General features: G+C 52.7%; 18 protein-coding genes. 8 read left to right on the plus strand and 10 right to left on the minus strand.

The window, feature by feature from the left end; all coding sequences use genetic code 11:
* Window positions 1–115: 115 nt before the first annotated feature.
* The 3 genes from DFR42_RS15755 (at window position 116) to DFR42_RS15765 (ending at window position 1820) form a co-directional block, all read left to right on the plus strand.
* Window positions 116–475 carry a phage holin family protein gene (locus tag DFR42_RS15755; RefSeq protein WP_110255976.1) on the plus strand — a complete coding sequence of 120 codons (360 nt, stop codon included), beginning with the start codon at window positions 116–118 and terminating at the stop codon, window positions 473–475.
* Window positions 462–1289 carry a methylenetetrahydrofolate reductase [NAD(P)H] gene (gene metF, locus DFR42_RS15760; RefSeq protein WP_110255977.1) on the plus strand — a complete coding sequence of 276 codons (828 nt, stop codon included), beginning with the start codon at window positions 462–464 and terminating at the stop codon, window positions 1287–1289. Before DFR42_RS15755 ends, metF begins: the two co-directional genes overlap by 14 nt.
* Window positions 1290–1367: 78 nt before the next feature.
* Window positions 1368–1820 (plus strand): DUF3592 domain-containing protein, encoded by a 453-nt coding sequence (locus DFR42_RS15765; RefSeq protein ID WP_170133548.1) that lies wholly within the window; start codon window positions 1368–1370, stop codon window positions 1818–1820.
* A gap of 102 nt (window positions 1821–1922) precedes the next feature.
* Here the strand turns inward: DFR42_RS15765 and DFR42_RS15770 are convergent, their stop codons facing one another.
* The gene (locus DFR42_RS15770; protein WP_110256244.1) at window positions 1923–2825 is read right to left on the minus strand and encodes an AEC family transporter; all 903 of its coding nucleotides are present in this window, start codon (window positions 2823–2825) and stop codon (window positions 1923–1925) included.
* A 380-nt stretch (window positions 2826–3205) separates the two neighbouring features.
* Between DFR42_RS15770 and DFR42_RS15775 the strand changes: the two genes are divergently transcribed.
* Window positions 3206–3988: an oxygen-binding di-iron domain-containing protein gene (locus DFR42_RS15775; protein ID WP_110255979.1), complete on the plus strand. Its 783-nt coding sequence runs from the start codon at window positions 3206–3208 to the stop codon at window positions 3986–3988.
* Window positions 3989–4089: 101 nt separating this feature from the next.
* On the opposite strand, the gene DFR42_RS15780 is transcribed toward DFR42_RS15775, so the two are convergent.
* Complete coding sequence (locus DFR42_RS15780) at window positions 4090–4569, minus strand: Lrp/AsnC family transcriptional regulator (RefSeq protein ID WP_110255980.1); 480 nt, start codon at window positions 4567–4569, stop codon at window positions 4090–4092.
* Window positions 4570–4747: 178 nt separating this feature from the next.
* Between DFR42_RS15780 and metC the strand changes: the two genes are divergently transcribed.
* A complete protein-coding gene (gene metC, locus DFR42_RS15785) occupies window positions 4748–5974 on the plus strand; it encodes a cystathionine beta-lyase (RefSeq protein ID WP_110255981.1) in 1227 nt (408 codons plus the stop codon).
* 7 nt (window positions 5975–5981) lie between these two features.
* Here metC and DFR42_RS15790 read toward each other — a convergent pair whose 3' ends face one another.
* The 4 genes from DFR42_RS15790 to DFR42_RS15805 form a co-directional block, all read right to left on the minus strand.
* Window positions 5982–6485, minus strand: a complete 504-nt coding sequence (locus DFR42_RS15790; protein ID WP_110255982.1) for a GIY-YIG nuclease family protein — start codon at window positions 6483–6485, stop codon at window positions 5982–5984.
* Between the two features lie 358 nt (window positions 6486–6843).
* Window positions 6844–9108 (minus strand): penicillin-binding protein 1A, encoded by a 2265-nt coding sequence (locus DFR42_RS15795; protein WP_110255983.1) that lies wholly within the window; start codon window positions 9106–9108, stop codon window positions 6844–6846.
* A gap of 8 nt (window positions 9109–9116) precedes the next feature.
* Window positions 9117–10925, minus strand: coding sequence for an ABC transporter ATP-binding protein (locus DFR42_RS15800; RefSeq protein ID WP_425450884.1), 1809 nt, complete (start codon window positions 10923–10925; stop codon window positions 9117–9119).
* Window positions 10873–12624 (minus strand): ABC transporter ATP-binding protein, encoded by a 1752-nt coding sequence (locus DFR42_RS15805; RefSeq protein ID WP_110256246.1) that lies wholly within the window; start codon window positions 12622–12624, stop codon window positions 10873–10875. The genes DFR42_RS15800 and DFR42_RS15805 overlap by 53 nt, the downstream gene beginning before the upstream one ends.
* A gap of 227 nt (window positions 12625–12851) precedes the next feature.
* Here DFR42_RS15805 and DFR42_RS15810 point away from each other — a divergent pair, with 227 nt between their 5' ends.
* The 3 genes from DFR42_RS15810 to DFR42_RS15820 all read left to right on the plus strand — a co-directional run bounded on the left by DFR42_RS15810 (window position 12852) and on the right by DFR42_RS15820 (window position 15047).
* Complete coding sequence (locus DFR42_RS15810; protein WP_110255984.1) at window positions 12852–13313, plus strand: ATP-binding protein; 462 nt, start codon at window positions 12852–12854, stop codon at window positions 13311–13313.
* Between the two features lie 32 nt (window positions 13314–13345).
* Entirely contained in the window at window positions 13346–13714 is a 369-nt protein-coding gene (locus tag DFR42_RS15815; RefSeq protein WP_170133549.1) for an STAS domain-containing protein, read from the plus strand.
* Window positions 13715–14159: 445 nt separating this feature from the next.
* Complete coding sequence (locus DFR42_RS15820) at window positions 14160–15047, plus strand: amino acid ABC transporter substrate-binding protein (protein ID WP_110255986.1); 888 nt, start codon at window positions 14160–14162, stop codon at window positions 15045–15047.
* Between the two features lie 106 nt (window positions 15048–15153).
* Here DFR42_RS15820 and DFR42_RS15825 read toward each other — a convergent pair whose 3' ends face one another.
* The 4 genes from DFR42_RS15825 to DFR42_RS15840 form a co-directional block, all read right to left on the minus strand.
* Complete coding sequence (locus tag DFR42_RS15825; protein WP_110255987.1) at window positions 15154–17265, minus strand: prolyl oligopeptidase family serine peptidase; 2112 nt, start codon at window positions 17263–17265, stop codon at window positions 15154–15156.
* Window positions 17266–17381: 116 nt separating this feature from the next.
* Window positions 17382–17573 carry a hypothetical protein gene (locus DFR42_RS15830; protein WP_110255988.1) on the minus strand — a complete coding sequence of 64 codons (192 nt, stop codon included), beginning with the start codon at window positions 17571–17573 and terminating at the stop codon, window positions 17382–17384.
* On the minus strand, window positions 17566–19668 hold the full coding sequence (locus DFR42_RS15835; RefSeq protein WP_245936991.1) for a sensor histidine kinase: 2103 nt from the start codon (window positions 19666–19668) through the stop codon (window positions 17566–17568). The genes DFR42_RS15830 and DFR42_RS15835 overlap by 8 nt, the downstream gene beginning before the upstream one ends.
* Entirely contained in the window at window positions 19646–20383 is a 738-nt protein-coding gene (locus DFR42_RS15840) for a response regulator transcription factor (protein WP_110255990.1), read from the minus strand. Before DFR42_RS15840 ends, DFR42_RS15835 begins: the two co-directional genes overlap by 23 nt.
* Window positions 20384–20603 lie beyond the last annotated feature (220 nt).

Consider the following 20603-nt stretch of genomic DNA (forward strand, 5'->3'; position numbering starts at 1 on the left):
CGATAGCGCCTGTCCGGGTTTGCAGCTTGCAGTTTGAAGCTTGCGTACCCGGGCGGGTGTGCAATGAAGCTGTATCTTGTGGCTACAGCTTCATCCCTCTACAACAGGAGCATGTATGCGTTTACTGGCAACCTGGTTGATCAATGCGCTGGCTTTGCTGGCTATTCCTTATCTCATTTCCTCAGTACAGATCGACAGCTTTGCTACGGCACTGGTCGTGGCAGTCGTGCTGGGCCTGGTGAATACCATCATCCGTCCCATCGTCGTGATACTCACTCTGCCGGCGACGGTATTGAGCCTGGGCTTGTTTATCTTTGTCATCAATGGCTTGCTGTTCTGGGGCGTGGCAAACATGGTGGATGGCTTCCATGTCACCGGCTTCTGGGCTGGAGTAGGCGGGGCATTGTTATACAGCGTGATCTCCTGGGCACTTTCGACCTTATTGTTGCAAAATAAAAAAGATGAAGACGCCTAATTTCAGCATAGAATTTTTTCCGCCCAAGACGGCGGAAGGCACGGAAAAGCTGCGTGTCACACGCGCCAAACTGGCCGAACTTAATCCTAAATATTTCTCTGTCACTTTTGGTGCCGGTGGCACTACCCAGCAGGGCACGCTCGATACCGTGACCGAGATACGCCGCGAAGGCCACGACGCCGCGCCGCATCTGTCCTGCGTTGGTGGTACGCGCGAATCGATACGGGCCATCCTGAATGATTTCAAGGCCAATGATATCCGTCGCCTGGTGGCATTGCGCGGTGACTTGCCCAGTGGCTATGGCATGGGAGGTGAATTTCGCTACGCCAACGAGTTGGTGGAATTTATCCGCGCCGAGACTGGTGACTGGTTCCATATCGAAGTGGCAGCCTATCCTGAAATGCATCCACAGGCACGTTCGCCGCAAGATGATCTGAACAGCTTCGTGCGCAAGATGCAGGCGGGTGCCAACGCTGCGATTACCCAGTATTTTTATAATGCCGATGCCTACTTCCGTTTTGTTGAAGAAGCACGCAAGGCAGGTGTCACAGCACCTATCGTGGCAGGCATCATGCCCATCACAAATAGCACGCAGCTACAGCGTTTCTCTGAAATGTGCGGCGCAGAAATCCCGCGCTGGATACGTTTGAAACTGGCCAGTTATGGCGACGATACTGCATCCATCAAAGCCTTTGGCCTCGATGTGGTAACTGCTATGTGTGAACGTCTGCTGGCAGGTGGCGCACCTGGCTTGCATTTCTATTCCTTGAACCAGGCGGCAGCGACAACAGCTATCTGGCAAAGACTGGTTTAGTAGAGGCTGCTCATTGCAATACTATCCCCGTCAGAAATGATCTGCCGGGGATTTTTTTACTTCAGGGTTTTTGCAGTCATGGGAATCTACTTCGCTATTCTTTTCCTCTTCATTGCCGTAGCCTGGACGTTCTGGTCTGTAGTGGAACTTTTCAGGGCCAGTCAAAGCGTGCACTGGCCCACTGTGCAGGCGAAAGTCAGGGTGTGCAAAGTACAAAGATATTTCCATGCCATGACGGGTTACAAAGATAATATAGGGCAGGCATGGAGTTTCCAGATGCTGTATGACTACAGCGTCCACGGCCAGGCTTATCAGGGATACCGGCCATTTTTCTGTGGCGGGCCGAGCAAGCGGGTTGCCAGGAATATTGTCGCCAAATATCCTGAGGGCAGTACTATTACCATCTCCTACCACCCAGAAAAGCCTGGCCTGAGTGTATTGATCCCCGGGGTGACCCGCTTTGCCTGGGGTACGCTGCTTGCGGGCCCCTTGTTGCTGGTGCCAGCTTATATTGCCTGGCGGCTTTTCTAAGAACCTGCTTACGATCTTAAGCGCGAGCGCAATGGGAGTCCACACGGGACTCATGTACTGCTCTTCATCCCGCTGACGCTCGTTACAGATCGTAAACAGGTTCTAACGCAAACCCAGCCACAGTCCTAAAGGTACGAATAGTACGGCGGCGGCATTGCCGAGCAAAACGATAGACGCAACCTTGTCAGGTTCCTGTTTGTACTGCTCTGCCACCATGAAGCAAAATACTGCCGGTGGCAGTGCCGCAAACAGATACATCTGGCCACGCTGGGTTGCCGTCAGCGGCAAGATAAATTCCAGTATCCCGGCTACCAGCAAACCTGCCAATGGGCAGACGACGGCACCTGCCATGCCTATGCGCCAGCTGGCAAAATTGATGTCCAGCATACGCACACCAAGCGCAAACAGCATGATGGGTATGCAGGCATCACCTGTCATTTTCAAGGCCAGGAAAAGCGTGGGCTGTAATGGAATATGGAAGACCGCAAACAGCATGCCCGCCGCCATTGCCAGCATCATGGGGCTCAGCAAAAAGCGCCAGGGATTATCCTGATGATCGGGATGACCATGCTGGATGATGCGTATGCCCACCGTGAAATATACCAGGTTGCAAGCCATGAACAGTGCCACCGCCGCCGACAGGCCGCCAGTGCCAAAGGCCAGAGCTGCCAGTGGTAAACCCATATTGCCGCAATTGTTATACATCATCGGCGGCACAAAACTGCGCACGTCATAACCCAGTAAACGCGCCACCGGCCAGGCCAGCAAGCCTGATCCCAGGGCAATCAGGACACCTGCCAGTATCAGCCACAGATTGTGGGCCACATCAAATTCCTTGCCTGCCAGCGCAGTGAAAATCAGCAGGGGGCATAGCACGTCCATGCTGATACGGTTGACCGACACCATATCTGCCGCCGCTGCCGGGCCCTTGCGCCGTGCATAGGCATAACCCAGACCTATGATAATAAACACAGGAAGGATAATGGAAAGTATGCGTTCTATCATGCTTGGGTTTGCCAGGAAAAATGAGGGGATGGTTTTAGAAGCTGTTTGCGATCTGTAGCGAGCGTGCGTCAGCGGGGTCAGCGTCACAAAACCGCAGCGCAAAAAGCGGAATGTACTTGAGTACATGAGCATTTTGAGCAGCGCATGAGCCCCGCGTGGACTCTAGTTGCGCTCGCGCAGTAAGATCGGAAGCAGGTTCTTAGTTCTTTTCACAAGAGTGTAGCTCTTTTGCTCTCCTTGCGCTGTGGCAGAAAACACAGATGACAAGATTTCATGTGAGCCGGATTAGCCATGGCTTGATCCACGTCAAGAGCAGACTTGCCAGTTTTCTTACAATAAAGCTTCACAGCGTATTTACACCTAAGGCATGCGGGGCTCAATTGGCGATAGAACTTTTTAATGATGGCAAACACATCTGCGTGATGTTCAATGATCTGCTGGATGACACTGCAGACCACGCCGTCCAGGCCAACCAGTTTCTTGTTGTATCCGATGGCGAGGGTGCCTTGATCGACCCTTCCGGTAACCTGACTTACAACGCGCTGCTGGTAAGCCTGCACAAGTATCTGCCCAAGAAAGACCTCAAGTACCTGTTTGCTTCGCACCAGGATCCAGACATCATAGGCGCACTCGACAAGTGGCTGATGGGGACGAATTGTGACTTGTATGTCTCCAAATTATGGTCGCGCTTTGTCCCGCATTTTTGCAATTTGAACCGTGCAGAAGGCCGCATTGTCGGCATCCCCGATGAAGGCATGCCGGTGCGTTTGCGCGACACCATCATCCATGCCGTGCCTGCACATTTCCTGCATGCAGAAGGCAATTTCCAGTTCTACGACAGCAAATCAAAAATCCTGTTTTCTGGCGACGTCGGTGCTTCCATGGTCGATGCGCATGACATAGAATCGGCCATCACCACCAAGGCACAATTCCTCGATCATGTGCATACCATGAGTGGTTTCCATAAGCGTTATATGGTGTCCAACAAGGTGTGCCGCCTTTGGGCAAATATGGTCAGGAAGATGGATGTGAATATGCTGGTGCCCCAGCATGGCCGTTACTTCCAGGGGCGTGAAGCAATCACGGCGTTTCTTGACTGGATAGAAAACCTGCAATGCGGTATCGATCTGTTCACGCAGGAACACTACCGCTTCCGTGGGTAAGCAGACGAATTGCTTTTGTAGGAGCGGCTTCAGCCGCGAATGCGTGATACGGCAAGAATGTTCGCGGCTGAAGCCGCTCCTACGACGGAAATGAAGCCTGACTAGGCTTTACCGGTTTTGAGCACTGCATAATTGAGTGGCAGGGCCGTGGTGTTCTTGATGACTTCCATCACAAAGCTGGAGCTGACATCCTGCAAGTCAGCCACTTTCACCAGCTTTTTATACACCTGATCAAAGCCTGCCATGTCAGGCACATAGACTTTCAGCAAATAGTCTATCTCGCCACTCATGCGCAAAATCTCGACAATTTCAGGGATGGCACTGACACCGGCAATAAAGCGCTGCATCCACTTCTCATTATGCTGGGCTGCCTTGAGTGCCACCATGACTGTCAGACCCAGGTTCAGCTTGACTGGATCACACAGCGTGACCTGCTGCTTGATCACGCCATCCTCCTGCAGTTTTTGCACACGCCGCCAGCAGGGCGTGACTGACAAATGCACGGCCTGAGCCAGATCAGCCAGTGCAATTGATGCATCTTTCTGCAAAATATTCAGGATTTCTAGATCAATTTTGTCCATATTTTTCAATTTATAGGAAATTTTTCTAAAAATAGCATGAATTCTTGAATAATTTGGTAAAAAATTCTTTCTGCCTGTTGTTAGCATCTGTCCTGTACTACCCCTCATGCAATCAAGGTCTTTCACAGATTGTTTATGTTGGGGGTAAAAAATCAGCAAATACAGAAACGGATGTTTTATGAACTTAGTCGAAACCCAATTGCAAACTGCCACCCGTCTGACTCATGCCGGTCGCAAAGGCAAGGATCATGCGGCCTTTGTCAATCCATCCGTGGTGCGTGCGTCGACCATGCTGTTTCCTGATGTGACCTCTTTGAAAAACGCCTGTGGCACACGCCGCGCTTATGGCCGCCACGGCAATGAAACCACACAGGCACTGGAGCAAGCCCTGTGTGCAGCAGAAGGCGCTGCTGCCTGCATGCTGACGCCTTCAGGCCTGTCCGCCGTCACCACTACCTTGCTGGCCTTGCTGCAACCCGGTGATCATTTGCTGATGGTGGATACGGTGTATGACCCTACGCGCCTGTTTTGCGAAGGTATGCTCAAGAAAATCGGCGTCACAACCACTTATTACGACCCGCTGGTTGGCCGCGGCATTGCAGAACTCATGCAATTCAATACCAAGGTGGTGTTTGTTGAATCACCAGGCTCCCTGACGTTTGAAGTGCAGGATATTCCCGGCATTGCCGCTGCTGCCCATGCGCGTGGCGCTGTCGTCGTGTCTGACTCTACCTGGGCCACACCGATAGGCTGGGATTCATTTGATCTGGGTATCGATGTCTCCATCCATGCTGCCACCAAATACATCGTTGGTCATTCCGATGCGCTGATGGGTGCGATCCTGACCACAGCTGCGCTGGAAGAGCGCATACGTGATACCTATCGCCAACTGGGCATGACCATAGGCGCAGATGATGCGGCGCTGGCCTTGCGTGGTTTGCGCACCCTGGCAGCCCGTCTGGCAGCACACAGGGAAAGCGCCCATGTCGTGGCACGCTGGTTACAAGAGCAGCCAGAAGTGGCAGAAGTCTTGTATCCGCCTATGCCAGGCAGCCCTGGCCATGAATTATGGAAACGTGATTTCAAGGCGGAATATGCCTGCGGCCTGATGGGTGCAGTTTTCCGTGCCGACGTCACAGAACAACAAGTTGCCGCCCTGATAGACCGCACCCGTCTGTTTGGCATAGGTTTTAGCTGGGGTGGTTTCGAGAGCCTGATCTTGCCGACCAGCCCGGCATCGTATCGCACAGTCAATGCCGATAAATGGCAGGCACCCATGTTACGCCTGCATGTGGGCCTGGAAGCAGTACAGGATTTACTGGCTGATCTTGAGCAAGGCTTTACTGCCCTGCGCAAAAATCAGGAGATGGGGCGCGAACGTGCTTATCTGAAGGCTGTGATCTGAAACTGCCTTAACCGTTCACCCACTGTATTGCCTTCCTGAAAATGCCGGAAGGTGGAGGAGTAAAGGCTTCGGCATTGCTGGTAGTTGGTTCATCCGGTTCCAGATGACGCATCATGCTTAATGTGTGTTGCTGGCGTATCAGGCCCTGGCGGTTGATGGTGGCGATGGTGTTGGCAATTTTACCGGCGGCATCGTCAAGATCGAATTCATAGAATTCTTCACCGCGTTTGCCACGGCGCTGTTGCTGAAAGGTTTTCAGGATTTCATCTAGCGCCTGGCCGCAGTCCTTGGTATGCAACTCGAACACGCATTCATAGACGCCAGGTATCAATTGTTGCTGGTCACGATTGAGTTCCATGGCCTTGGAGACGCCAGAACGGCGGGTAGCACCGATCTTGTACAGACCCTGGCGCAAGCCATCGTTTTGCAAAATGTAGATAGTGCCTGGCGTGCCATGCATGAATTGCGGCTCGCGCGGCAAAGTCCTTTGAGGGCGGTAGGAAGTAGTCATCTCTTAACCTGACATTTTGTAAAGGGATGAAGAAGAGTCTACAAAATATGTACCTGGTTTCAGGCGCGGAATAAGAGGGTGCTTTGCACTCTGTTTGTGGATTAAAAATCTGGATTAGAAGTTTGGCAGTATTGAATTACCACCATCCTGTTTGCTTCCCGCTCAGGATCTTCAGCCCGTTGGCCCTGGTCAGCGGGCTTTTTTTATAGTGTTCACGCTTTGTCATGCGCTTGTCATGTCCAGCTACTACCATGCGCCAGTCCTGAAAAGTTTTACCTCCAAAGGTCGGGATACTTGCCCGCAGAGCGATCTGCGGGCTTTTTCTTAGTGCTGGTGATCTGGTTTTGTCCAGTTTGGGCTACTGTGTTGTTGTCGTAGCTGGTAGCGGTGCCGCCGCTGCCGGTGCATCCCCCATGTCCAGCGTGCGTACCCCTGCACCATTGAGGAATTCATTGAACATCCAGTCACCCTCGGCATTGCTGATGCCTTCGGGTATGGCACGGGCTACTTCAGGCTTGCCAGCCAGTGCCACGCGCATGCTGTCTATCCAGATAGGCAGGGCAAGGGTAGAACCAAATTCACGGCCACCCAGGCTCTTGGGATCGTCATAGCCCATCCAGGCTACTGCCACCACATTGCCTGCATAACCGGCAAACCAGCCGTCGACAGCTTCGCTGGTGGTGCCAGTCTTGCCCGCCAGGTCGCGACGGCCCAGTTTCGCCGTGGCGCTGGCACCAGTGCCGCTGCGCACCACTTCACGCAACATCAGGTCAGTGATATAGGCATTGCGTGCGTCAATGACGCGTGATTCTTCCTGGGCCTTGGCAGGCGGTTTGTTTTCAAACAGTACGACACCTTTGCCATCCACCACCTTGCTGATCAGCCAGGGGCTGACGGCATAACCGCCATTGGAGAATACTGCATAGGCCGACGCCAGTTGCAGCGGCGTTACTGAGCCAGTACCCAGGGCCATGGTAAGGTTGGCCTGGTGCTTGTCCTTATCAAAACCAAAGCGCGGCAGCCAGGCCTTGGCCTGATCGACGCCTATGGCTTTCAGTATGCGTACCGATACCACGTTCTTGGATTGCGCCAGCGCAGTGCGCATGGTGATGGGGCCATCATATTTGCCATCATCATTGCGCGGGTCCCAGCGCAGATTGCTGTCCGATGTTTCCGAGAGTTGCACGTCATTGATCAGGGTGCCGGGATAAAAACCTTTTTCCAGCGCAGCAGAATAAATGAAGGGTTTCAGGCTGGAACCAGGCTGACGCCAGGCGCTGGTCACATGATTGAATTTCTTGCGGTTGTAATCAAAACCACCCACCATGGCGCGGAAAGAACCATCGTCTGCATTCAGGGCCACGTATGAACCTTCAACTTGCGGGATTTGCGTGATGGTCCAGCGTTTCCCGGCATCCTGCATGACCCGTATCACGGAACCAGGGCGTATCTTGATGCCTGCCTTGGCCTTGTCGGTCAGCGCAGCAGCGGCAAAGCGCAAGCCATCGCCAGTGATTTCTATGCTGTCACCGGATTGCAGTTCCGCCTTGACGATCTTGCCGGATGCCTGGGTCACCACAGCCGCCAATATCTTGTCATTGTCAGGATGCTTGCGCAAGATCTGGTCTATCGCATCGTCGCGCTCATCTTCATCGGCAGGCAATTCTATCTGGGCTTCAGGACCATCATATCCATGGCGCTGGTCATACGCCATGATATTGCGGCGCACGGCTTCATACGCAGCATCCTGCTCTGCCTTGTTGATGGTGGTGTAGACCTTGATACCCTTGGTGTATGTGTCTTCTTTATATTGCGCAAAAATACTCTGGCGTACCATTTCTGCGACATAGTCAGCATGGGCATCGAACTGCTGACCTTTGACGACCTTGATTTCTTCTTTGGCCGCAACTTCCATTTGCGCTTGCGTGATGAAGCCATTCCTGACCATGTTTCTCAGGACCAGTAATTGTCTTTGCTTGGTCTTTTCAAAATTGACGGCAGGATTATGCCTGACCGGGTTTTGCGGCACACCTGCCAGCATGGCAGCTTCTGCCAGCGTCAATTGATCGAGCGATTTGCCAAAGTAGGTTTTGGCCGCACTGGAAAAACCATGACTGCGCTGGCCCAGGAAAATCTGGTTCATATACAGTTCCAGAATCTGGTCCTTGCTCAGTGCGTCTTCGATGCGGTAAGTCAGCAGGATTTCTTTCAGTTTGCGCGGCAGTGACTTTTCATTACTCAGAAAAAAATTGCGTGCCACCTGCATGGTGATGGTTGATGCACCCTGATGAAAACCGCCACGCAAATCTGCCAAGATGGCGCGGGCTGCACTGCGGAAAGAAATGCCACCATGCTCATAAAAACGCTCATCTTCAATCGACAGGATGGCATTCTTCATGACAGCAGGAATCTGCTTGATAGGCACAAAATCGCGATGCTCTTCACCAAACTCACCGATCAGGGCATTGTCAGCGGTGTAGATACGTAATGGTATTTTGGGACGGTAGTCAGTCACTGCTTCCAGTGTTGGCAAACCAGGCGCGACGACAAAAAATATAAAGGCCAGGCCTGCCAGAAACAGGGTGGTACAAAGGCTGAGGCCAAACACTATCCACTTCTTCATGCTATTCCTTACTCTTCCAGGGTTTGCAGCAAATACAGGCGCTGGTATATGCCCTGATTTACCTGCATTAATTCTTGATGATTACCTTGCTCTGCCAGCTTGCCGTGGTTCAGCACGATGATGCTGTCGGCATCGCGTATGGTAGAAAGCCTGTGGGCAATCGCGATGATGCTGACCTTGCCGCGCAATTCTGTCAGCGCAGTTTGTACTACCTGTTCGGTTTCACTGTCGATATGCGAAGTCGCTTCATCCAGGAACAGGATGCGCGGCTTGCCTGCCAGTGCACGGGCTATTGCCAGCAATTGTTTTTGTCCAGTGGACAGGCGAGCACCACCTTCACCCAGTGGCGTATCGTAGCCATTTTCCAGTTGCAAAATAAAATCATGGACATGTGCCGCCTTGGCCGCAGCGATGATATCTGCCTCACTGATGTCACGCCCCATGGCGATATTTTCACGCGCATTGGCTGCCAGCAAAAATGGTTCTTGCGGCACCAGCCCGACCTTTTCACGGAAGTGCGCATCCGTGATGCTGGCCAGCGGCTGGCCATCGACTTCCATGCGGCCAGACTGAGGTGTATAAAAACGTAGCAAGAGACTCAGCAGGGTGGATTTGCCACTGCCAGTATGGCCGACGATGCCATAAAAACTGCCCGCAGGGATATCCAGGCTAAAGTCATGCAAGACTGGCCGCGCAGGGTCATAACCAAAATTCACTTTGTCCAGCGTCAGATGGCCCTCAGTAATGCGCGCATCGCTGCTGGCCTGTACATGCTGGTGTTCATTGAGCAGCTTGTTGACACGCGCAGCAGAAACCACGGCTTGCTGTATCTGGCCAAATTGCAGGGTGATCTGTATCAGCGGCTCCACGACGCGGGCGATGTAGCTGACAAAGGCATACAGCACACCTATCTCCACACCAGAAAAACTGCGCTGGCTGAAAGTGAAAATCACCACCACCAGCAACAGCGAATTCATCAGGTCCAGTGCCGGGCGCAACAGCCAGGCATTGGCGCGCAATTCATCCAGCCTGGCGGCGTAATGCAATTGATTGGTTTTGGCAAAGCGCTCACCAAAGCGGCGTTCGGCATTGCTTGCCTGCAGCGTGCTCATGCCATTGATGCTCTCTGCGACCTGGGCATTGATTTCACTGCGCAACTGGCGCGCCTTGCTGACGGCTGGCGCACTCCAGCGCTGGTAAAACCAGACGATGATGATGACTGCCGGTATCAGCATGAGGACGATGAGCATCAAACGCCATTCCAGCAGGGCCATGGCAGTAAGTGCACCAAGAACGACGATGGAACTGTCGAGCATGACGAACAGCACCTGCACATACAGATTCTTGACTGATTCAGTGTCATTCGTCACGCGGCTTACCAGTTGCCCGGTAATCGCCTTGTCAAAGAACGCCATGGGCAGGCGCAGTACATGTCCATACACTTGTTCACGCAAGCGCCGTACTGAACGCATGGCCACGCCAGCCAGCCGTGTCAGTTGCAGGTAGCGCAGCCAGGTCGCGCCCCAGCCCGTCAATACATAAGCTGCCAGCAGGGCGATGACCATGCCCATGTCCATCTGGTGCGGTAACAGGTAACGGTCTATGAAAGCCTTGCCCAAAAACGGGCCAACCGCTTCCAGGGCAGCGGCGATCATTAAAAAGAAGACGCCCAGCCAGACATGGCGTTTTTCATCGCGGGCTGCGTGCAGCAGCAAATGCACTGCCTGTTTTTTCTCTGACATGGCAGCGGGTAATTGTTTGGTATCAGGCTGCATCCAGGCTTGCTTCCAATTGTTGATAACGCCATTGCGTTGCATACCAGCCATTCAAATCCAGCAAGGCCTGGTGATTGCCCTGTTCTATGATTTTGCCTTCGCGCAAAACCAGGATGTGATTGGCTTCCAGTACCGCACTCAGGCGGTGGCTGACGATGACGGCACTGCGTTCAGGATGTTCTTGTCGCAGCTCTGCCAGATGTTGCAGGATATGCGTTTCGGTTTGCGTATCGACTGCTGACAGGGCATCGTCAAGCAATAATAAAGGGCTGGCCGTCAACAGGGCACGGGCAATGGCCACGCGCTGTTTCTGGCCGCCAGACAGGGTGACGCCACGCTCGCCTACCAGCGTGTCATAGCCATGCGGGAAGCGTTGTATATCATCATCCACCGATGCCAGTTGTGCGGCCTTCATGACCTCGGCACGGCTGGCGGCAGGATTGCTGAGCGAGATATTGTCAGCAATCGAAGCCGAGAACAAAAACGGTTCCTGCGCCACCCAGTTGATAGACAGGCGCAGGGCCTGCAATTTATAGTCTGCCAGCGCATGTCCACCCCATTGCACCAGGCCTTGCTCAGCTTCGATCTGGCGCAGCAACAGGCGCACCACGCTGGATTTGCCTGAGCCGGTAGGGCCAACTATGCCCAGGGTCTGGCCCGGCGCAATACGCAGGCTGATGTCCTGCAAGGCTGGCCTGGTCTGTCCAGGGTAAACAAAGCTGACCTTGTCCACAACCAGATCACCGGCAGGTGGCGTGCCCAGCTTGCCCTCGTCATTAACGCTGAGTTCCTGCGTCAATACCGGCTCCAGCCGCGCCCAGGCCGCCTTGCCGCGTTCCAGCAGCGACAATACCCAGCCAGCAGCAAACATAGGCCAGATCAATTGGCCCAGATACATGGAAAAGCTGGTCAAGGCACCGATGCTCATTTCACCATGCCAGACCAGGTAACCACCAACACCCAGCGTCAGCGCACCTGCGGCAGTCAGTGAAAGCCCTACTGCAGGTTCATAGGCAGCTTCCCAGCGTTGCGCATTCAGGCTGGCTGCGGCAGCGTTTTCTGCCAGTTCGGCAAACTGCGCGGCGCTGCGTTGTTCCAGGCCCAGGGCGCGCAGGGTGCGCACGCCGGATAAGGTTTCCTGCACCTGGTCATTAAGTTTGCTGAAGCGGTCAAGGGAATCGCGTGAAGCGTCCTGTATATGATGGGTAATGTGCTTGAAGGCCCAGGCCATGAAAGGGAAGGGCAGCAGGGCCGCCAGTGCCAGCCGCCAGTCCACGCCCAGCAACATCATGCCTATCACCAGGGCAAAGGTCATGCTGCCATCAAAACCGGCCAGCGCAGCTTCACCTGCTGCCAGTTCTATGGCGTCAGCATCATTGGTGCCCAGCGCCATCAGGTCGCCAGTTCTTTGTTGCTGGAAGAAGCGCGAACCCTGCACACTAAGACGCTCATACAAACGGGTACGCAATTGCATGCCCAGTTGATAAGAAGCGGTAAATAATTGCGTGCGCCAGCCTACCCGCAGGAAGTAGATAGCCAGGCCCATGCCCAGCAGCCAGGACAGTTCCCACATCAGGGCTGTGTTGTCAAAACGACCCGCCACCATGCCATCGATAATCATGCCGACACGGCGTGGTATCAAGACCGTCATGACGGCAACGGCAAACAGCATCAGGCCAGCACTGATGTATTGACGCCAGTGCTGGCGGATAAATTGCGCTAAAAGCTGGTACAGACTCATGGAAGGTTCAGACCAATAAGACAGAAAATGGTTGCATGCATCAAGTCTTTGACTGATGGCAAAGCGAGAAATGATACAGTATCCTTGGATCCAGGCTTTGTTCACCGTAACTTTGATTGCTGTAATGTTAACTGTTGGGTGTGCATTGATGACACATTGATTTCACTTGGATACCTCAGGCAATTTAAGTACTACAATGAAAACGATCATAGTATTTATCCATAAACATGCAATTTCATCCCGAAGACCAGCCAGGAAAAGCAGTTTGTGCCGACTGGCAAATCAGTTTTAACGGCCAGCGCATGCTGTACGAGCAAGTCAGACCCTGCCTGGCTGGTCTGCTACGTGCACAGCATGTGGATGAAGATATCGTCGATGATGTGCAATTGATTGCAGAAGAAGTGCTGGTAAATGTCCTGAAGTATGGCGCACCCGAGCAAGACCCTGCATTAATCAAACTGGATGTGCATCTGCAAGAGCGCGAGATCGTGCTGGATATGGTGGATAATTCCTATGCCTACAATCCCGGTCACGGCCTCAACCAGCCTGATCTGGACATGGATTTTGCTGATCGCCCCCTTGGTGGCCTAGGCCTGTATCTGGTGAATGCCCTGGCTGATCATATTGATTACAGTTATGCACACGGCCAGAATAATTTGCACATACGTAAATTTCTCGTTAAACCCTGAACACCTGCAAGTCAAACGATAGAGGACACACAGTGTTAGAAATTTCCATCGATGAAACGCAACTGCCTACCGCCAGAATAGACCTGGCTGGCAGCCTTGACACCAGTACCGCCGCCGACCTTGAACAGTTTTTTACCCGCAGTGTCAGTGAGGACGTCAAAATCCTGGTCATGAGCATGGAAGCACTGACTTTCATCTCCAGCGAGGGTTTGCGGGTGCTCGCCAAAATACGCAAGACCATGCGCAATCACGGCGGCACGACTTACTTTGTCAACCTTAGTCGCCAGGTGCAAAAGGTATTTGAAATCGTGCGGGCTGCGCCCTTGAATGAGATATTTACCAGCACCGCCGAGCTGGATGCCTACATGGCTGATATGCAGCGCAAGGCAGTTGAAGATTAATAGGACTTACGCAAAACCGCCCCAGCTGCGTTGCAGCGCCTAGCCGTACTAAAGTACTGTCTTCGTCGCTGACGCCTTGCTGGGACAATTTTGCCTAAGCCCTAATTTAAATAAAGCATAAAACGCTGATACTGGCATCAGCGTTTTGTTTTTATGAAAAGCAAAAACGGAAATTTTTTGTAATTTTAGAATTGAATTCTTGGCAGATCTGGAAACCTAGAGGTTTACTTCTCCCGCAATTGCCTCAGAGCACTATATAATTCGCAACCTCATTATTGTAGTCTCCATGCTTGTTGCAAAATAATCCGGCCTGATTGCGTCGGCCCCTGGTATTACCTATACTCAGGCAATGTCTGCGCGCTTCATGAGCGCGACACTAGCCCATCTTTTGCAACAGCCTCCAAACAAATGCTTCTTACATGCTGAAAAAGCATAAGGAAATCATATGAAATTGCGCTGTATTCTCCAGGCTGGCGTTTTTGCGTCGGCTGCCGTTATTGCACAGGTGTCAGTGGCTGACACTTTTGATCGTATCAAAAAAAGCCAGACCATCAATATCGCTTATCGCGAAGCTGCATTACCATTTTCTTATTTGTCAGAAAACAAAGCCCCTATCGGTTATACGATAGATATCTGCACAAAAATGGTCGATGCACTCAAGAAGGAATTGAAGCTGCCACAATTGAAAATCAATTTTATTCCCGTGACAGCAGATAACCGCATCCAGGCCATGACTTCAGGCAAGACTGATATGGAATGCGGTTCTACCAGTAATACTGCAGAACGCCGCAAGGAAGTCGATTTCACCATACCGCATTTCTTTTCCACTCTGCGCATGATGGTCAATACCAGTTCAGGTATCAAGAACTGGCCAGACCTGAAAGACAAGAAAGTCGTTTTCACCAAAGGCACGTCAACTGATAAATTCGTGCTGGAGCGCGACAAGGTGCGCGCCCTGCATATGAAACTGGTCGAGGGCAAGGATCATAGTGATTCCTTCAACATGCTGGAAACCAGTCAGGTCGATGCCTTTGCCCAGGATGAGGCCATCCTGTTTGGCTTGAAAGCCAAGGCCAAAGACCCGTCCAAACTGACTATCGTTGGCGACCCTCTGGCTTCAGAAGCCTATGCCATTATGCTGCCAAAAGGTGATGCCGCATTCAAGAAAGCCATTGATGCCGAGATGGGCCGCATGATGGCAGATGGTGAAATCACCAGGCTGTATGAAAAATGGTTTACCAAACCCATACAACCCAAGAATATGAACCTGGCCTGGCCCATGGGTTCTTTGTTGAAGGAAACCATACGCTTCCCTTCCGACAAGGTAAATTAATACGCTGCATCATGAAACAAAAAAGCCCGTGGTTCAAACTGAACCACGGGCTTTTTTGTTTGCAAGAGGCTGATGCAGGTAAACCCCGCCAGCCTCCCGTATTTACTTAGTGCACTTGCACAGCATCATTGTCACGCTTGAGCATATTCCACAAGAAGGTATAAGTGATCGCACTCATGTCAGCACGTTGTGCATTGTTGGCTGCACCACCGTGGCCACCTTCTATGTTTTCATAGTACCAGACGTTCTTGTGACCCTGGTCCATCATCTTGGCTGCCATCTTGCGCGCATGGCCAGGATGTACGCGGTCATCACGGGTAGAGGTGATGAACAGTACATTAGGATAAGTCACACCTGCCTTGACATTCTGGTAAGGAGAATATTTGGAGATGTAATCCCATTCTGCAGGCACATCAGGATTACCATATTCACCCATCCATGAAGCGCCGGCCAGCAACTGGTTGAAGCGACGCATATCCAGCAAAGGCACCTGGCTGACCACGGCATTGAACAAGTCAGGACGCTGAGTCAGGGCAACACCGGCCAGCAAGCCGCCGTTACTGCCACCCATGGCACCCAGATGTTTGGGGCTGGTGATCTTGCTGGCGATCAGGTCTTCTGCCACGGCTGCAAAGTCATCATAGGCGCGTTGACGATTTTCTTTCAATGCCAGTTGATGCCAGCGTGGGCCAAACTCACCACCACCGCGGATATTGGCGACGACATACACACCACCCTTATCCAGCCAGCTCTTGCCCAGGCCACCAGAATAAGAAGGAGTCAGGGAAATCTGGAAACCACCGTAGCCGTACAGCAGGGTAGGATTGTTGCCGTCGAATTTCACATCCTTGCGACGCACGACAAAGTAAGGCACTTTGGTGCCATCCTTGGAAGTCGTGAATTTTTGTACTGTTTCATAAGCACCGGCTTCAAAGAAGCTTGGTGCTGATTTCAACAGTTCACGTTTGTCATTGCCAGCATGCGCCATCATGTAGACGCTGGGGGTCAGGTAATCAGAATAGCTGATCAGGTAATCATCAGAATTTTCTGCATCTATACCACTGACGCCAACTGCACCCAGGGTAGGCAGGCTGACCTGACGGGAAGACCATTTGCCACCGTTGAATTTCCATTCTTTCAGGCTGCTCTTGACGTTATCCAGAGTTTGCAGCAACAGGTAATTTTTCGTGACAGTGGCACCCGTAAACGAGGTCGTGTCGCTAGGCTCGAACAAGACCGTGAATTCACGGTTACCCTTCATGAAGGCATCAAAGTCTATGGCCAGCACACTGCCGGATGCGTAAGTCTTGCCGCCCACAGTCCATGCTTCACGTGGGGTGATGATTGCTTGCTTGTCAAAGAAACTCACATTGCTCTTGGCGGGAACATCAAGCTTGGTCAGCTTGTCGCCTTCTTTCAGGTATTGTTCTGAGGTGTAGAAAGTGATCTGACGATTGACCAGCTCCCTGTGTATGCCTTTATGGTCACTGGAATAAGCGCCTACCGCCATATCGGTCTTCTGGCCTTCGAACAGGGTCTTGGCAGCAGACAATTCCGTGCCGCGTTTCCATTCTTTAACTACGCGTGCATAGCCAGAATCTGTCAGTGTGCCAGCACCAAAGTCAGTTGCTACAAACAGGGTGTCTTTATTGACCCAGTCCAGGTTCATTTTTGCTTCTGGCAGGCTGAAGCCATCTTTGACGAAGGACTTGCTGCCCAGGTCAAATTCGCGGGTGACCACGGCATCAGCGCCACCGCGTGACAATTCGATCAGGCAACGGTCATATGCAGGTTCACGGCATACGCTGGCCTTGTAGACCCAGTTTTCATTTTCTGCTTTTGCCAGTGCATCAACATCCAGTACCACTTCCCATTTAGGCTGGGCTTTCTTGTATTCTTCCAGCGTGGTTTTACGCCAGACACCACGCGGGTGTTCTGCATCCATCCAGAAGTTGTAGACAGCGTTGCCCATTTTGCGTATGCCAGGGATACGGTCCTTGGAATCCAGCACGACTTGCAAGTCCGTTTTCAGCTTGGCAAAACCTGCATCATTGTCGAGCTTGCTACGGGTGACCTTGTTCTGGTCCTTGACCCAGTTCAGGGCCTTTTCACCAGTGACGTCTTCCAGCCACTGGTGTTTGTCTTCTGCCTGGGCGATTGCCAGGCCGCTTGCACCTACCATGCACAGTGCCGCGATCAGTTTTAATTGTGGTTTCATTGCTTTCCTTATTGTTGGACAGGCTGTCTCAGCCTGGTATTTTTCTCACGGAGGGGAAATAGGGTATAAGGCCTGGCTATCTGGCTGGCCTGATGATGGACTCCGTGAGCAGGCATTTAGTTCAGCGCGCCCGTCAAGGATTCTAAAGCCATGTTTTCCGATAGTGCGACGTCATTTGCGGCGGGAAGCAAAACTAAGTTTTGCTTTTTCGGCAAAAACTGCTGAAGTCGCTGGATTGGTGTATTTTTAATAATTTGTTGAAAACGATATAGACTGTTGCCGCCTTTGTTTTTTACCGGCTCAGGCATTCCCGCGCTGCAGGCTCAACACAAAACTCACGCCCTGTTCCACATTCTGGACACTGATAGTCCCGCCCATCTTCGCCATATAAGTCTTGGCCACAAACAAGCCCTGGCCGCGGTTGCCATTCGCGCCAGAGTCATGCTGGTCTGACACACCGTATTCAAATATCTTGTCGATCAGATCGTCGGCGATATGCGGGCCATCATTGTGGATAGTGATGGTCGCCGCCGTTTCAGTATTCTGTAACTGGATACTGATAGCACTGCCAGGCTTGCGGTAACGTTCTGCATTGCGCAAGACATGGGTTACCACATCTTCCAGCGAATACTCATCTGCCTTGACCATGACGACATCATCCGTGCCCTGATAGCTGACATCCGGTATGCCCACCATGGGCGCATTGTCTGCGACGTTTTTCAGGAACATGGTGATATCAATTTCACTGACTTGCAAGACTGTCGATTGAAACGCCTCGCTGGGTGAGGCGCTGCCATACAGCACACGAATCGCCTGCTGCATGCGGCTGATGTAACGGTTGCTCTGGTCTTCTGTATTGCCATGCAGGGCCATTAAAGACTGTAGCGGCGACATGATTTCATGGCCGACTGCATGCCACATCTCTTTCTCCTGTTCCGTGCGTATGGTTTCGCGTTCCACGTCTTCTTTTACGCGCCTTAGCAAGTCATGCAGGCAACTGGCCAGCACACCCAGTTCATCCGGGCTGCGCAAATCGCTGACATCAAACTGCTCAAGCTCGCCCGCACCCTTCATGGTCTTCGACAGTGACACGGCACGCCTGGTCAGCAGGGTGATGCGCCGTATGATGCTGACCTCAATCAACAGCCAGGCCAGCGTCAGCGCCAGCAGCATCGCACCAACAAACCAGGACACCCTGCTGGCAACCACGCTCAGGCTCTTGCTGACGCTGCGCACATCGCCCTTCAGCAATACTTCATAATTCGCCAGCGGTGTGCTGATGGTTTCGCGGCTCTCCAGCGGAATATCATATTCGTCAACCGGCAGGCGGCGTATCAGGCGCGTCAAGACATTCCATGATTCATCGCTTTGTTCAAATGCACCGATGAGGTTGATCAGGTCGTCCTTGTTCTCCTTGCTGTTCTGGCCATCGCGCTTGCGTATGATCAGGGTTTCACCTGGCAAGAGATTGTCCTGCAAGTCCTTCAAAGAAAACGGCGTGACGGTAGGTGCATTCTTGCTGTCGAGCAGGGCAGTGTCAGAATCCGGTGGCAATACGGACAGGCTGACTTCCATCTGGTCCAGGTCTTGCGGTGGCCAGACCGGGCGTTTTTTTTCAAACAGGGCTTCCTGTAATACAGGTATGGGCAGGCGCAGTGAGAAGAAAGTATTTTTCTGGCAGTCAGCATCCTTGTCATCCTGGTCTGCCTGGTTGCAAATTGCCTGTTGCCAGGCCCAGCCACGGAAGTCTTTCACGGGCCGTACGTTCGGCTTGTTGGCTTCGCTTTCATTGAAGCCTGTCCAGCGTCCGCGTACGCCCTGGTTTTGTCTGGCTGGCGCTATCTCTTCTTCAAATGGTGCTATCCAGCGGTAAGTCTGGCCGCGCAGGCTGACACTGACTTTCAGCCTGTGCGCCTGTGTCAGGCTTTCATTGCCACGCTTGTGCGACACCAGCTGGCTGCTATTGAAATTGCCCGCGATATAGATAAAGCCGCCTGCCCAGGGGTTATTGCCTATACCGCTACAGAGTGCTCCTGCGCTGCCATACTGCACCAGGCAGCCCGACATGGCGATGGCTTGCTGCACCTTGTTCTGGTCATCAAAATCAATCGCAGAATAAGGCAGCAACAAGGGACGTAAGGAAGCACGCTGGTTTTCTGCAGGCGGATTCAGCAGCGCCAGTTGTCCGGCAGGGTGGCGCAGGGTGGCCGATATCTGCAAGCGGGTTTTATTGAAATTACTTTGATAATTGTTATAGCTGAGCTGCTTTTCCTGCTGCAGGACAGACAGCGCCAGACCCACGGTTGCCAGCGCCAGCAAGAGAAAAACGCCGCGAAATAAAATCCGCAGCCGGTAAGTCGCCAGCAGGAACTTGCCCATCTCAGCTTCTGCCCGCGTCGTCATCCACCCACCTGAAACCGCGCATGGGGACGTTTTCTATGCATTCAAAGTCGGCATCAATTTCACGGAAGGCATCGCGTATCGTCGAGACATGCTTGCGTATATTGTCGCGGTTGCGTCCGCTCTTGACGACCTCATACAAGTCTTCATACGACACCACCTGGCCGCGGCGGGCAAACAGGGCTGCCAGTATGCGTTGCGCAGTCAGCGGCAGATTGATGCGCTGGCCGCGCCAGATAGGGGTGCGCTGGCGCAAGGGGTCCATACTGAGCTGGTCGGCCACCGGGGACTTGGCCGCTTCTTTATAAGCAGCTGTCTGGCTTTCTTTATGCTGCTTGCGCTCCTTGACCGAACGCAGGATTTCCAGAAAGGTTTCGATGAAATCGGCTTCTTCAAAGGTGGCCTTTTGCAGGTAATCCCAGGCATCCAGTGCCTTCATGATGCTGCGGTAGATAGTGGCTGGCATGGCCGACACCACCAGCACCGGCGTGGCATGCTGCTTGTTGATGGCATTGATGATGGCAACCCCGGCATGGCGCTCACGCCCCAGCTCTATATCGAGCACCACCAGGTCATAGTTTTCGCGTGCGATGGCTGCCTCGGCATCATCGCGGCTGAACCACTGGTCTATCTGTATGCCCGGCTTTGCCGCTTCTATCCAGGTTTTTAACTGATTGCTGGTGGGCAGATCGTCTTCGATGACAGCTACTTTGACCACGGTTTTCTCCTGCAGGAATCTCAATATCCGCAGTATCTACGCTTTTCGGGCAAAAGTCATACCGTGGCTGTGAGTTTTTCTTCACACGCGGCAAGGCTTATTCCGGATACGGAATAAATAGCTTGCCACAGTGATATTTCTGCCCCCGCCCCAGCATTGTATGTTCCGTGGCCTACAGCGCATGATGTGTTTCAGGGAAGCAGCAAATACTGCTGCACCG

Origin of the sequence: Undibacterium pigrum (assembly GCF_003201815.1) — a bacterium.
GTDB classification, from domain to species: Bacteria; Pseudomonadota; Gammaproteobacteria; order Burkholderiales; family Burkholderiaceae_D; genus Undibacterium; species Undibacterium pigrum.

What these genes read in the sequence shown, in the direction of transcription:
- DFR42_RS15755 (WP_110255976.1), top strand. Translation starts at nt 116, where the DNA reads ATGCGTTTACTGGCAACCTGGTTGATCAATGCGCTGGCTTTGCTGGCT.
- metF (WP_110255977.1), top strand. Translation starts at nt 462, where the DNA reads ATGAAGACGCCTAATTTCAGCATAGAATTTTTTCCGCCCAAGACGGCG.
- DFR42_RS15765 (WP_170133548.1), top strand. Translation starts at nt 1,368, where the DNA reads ATGGGAATCTACTTCGCTATTCTTTTCCTCTTCATTGCCGTAGCCTGG.
- DFR42_RS15770 (WP_110256244.1), bottom strand. Translation starts at nt 2,825, where the DNA reads ATGATAGAACGCATACTTTCCATTATCCTTCCTGTGTTTATTATCATA.
- DFR42_RS15780 (WP_110255980.1), bottom strand. Translation starts at nt 4,569, where the DNA reads ATGGACAAAATTGATCTAGAAATCCTGAATATTTTGCAGAAAGATGCA.
- metC (WP_110255981.1), top strand. Translation starts at nt 4,748, where the DNA reads ATGAACTTAGTCGAAACCCAATTGCAAACTGCCACCCGTCTGACTCAT.
- DFR42_RS15790 (WP_110255982.1), bottom strand. Translation starts at nt 6,485, where the DNA reads ATGACTACTTCCTACCGCCCTCAAAGGACTTTGCCGCGCGAGCCGCAA.
- DFR42_RS15795 (WP_110255983.1), bottom strand. Translation starts at nt 9,108, where the DNA reads ATGAAGAAGTGGATAGTGTTTGGCCTCAGCCTTTGTACCACCCTGTTT.
- DFR42_RS15800 (WP_425450884.1), bottom strand. Translation starts at nt 10,925, where the DNA reads ATGCAACGCAATGGCGTTATCAACAATTGGAAGCAAGCCTGGATGCAG.
- DFR42_RS15805 (WP_110256246.1), bottom strand. Translation starts at nt 12,624, where the DNA reads ATGAGTCTGTACCAGCTTTTAGCGCAATTTATCCGCCAGCACTGGCGT.
- DFR42_RS15810 (WP_110255984.1), top strand. Translation starts at nt 12,852, where the DNA reads ATGCAATTTCATCCCGAAGACCAGCCAGGAAAAGCAGTTTGTGCCGAC.
- DFR42_RS15820 (WP_110255986.1), top strand. Translation starts at nt 14,160, where the DNA reads ATGAAATTGCGCTGTATTCTCCAGGCTGGCGTTTTTGCGTCGGCTGCC.
- DFR42_RS15825 (WP_110255987.1), bottom strand. Translation starts at nt 17,265, where the DNA reads ATGAAACCACAATTAAAACTGATCGCGGCACTGTGCATGGTAGGTGCA.
- DFR42_RS15830 (WP_110255988.1), bottom strand. Translation starts at nt 17,573, where the DNA reads ATGCCTGAGCCGGTAAAAAACAAAGGCGGCAACAGTCTATATCGTTTT.
- DFR42_RS15835 (WP_245936991.1), bottom strand. Translation starts at nt 19,668, where the DNA reads ATGACGACGCGGGCAGAAGCTGAGATGGGCAAGTTCCTGCTGGCGACT.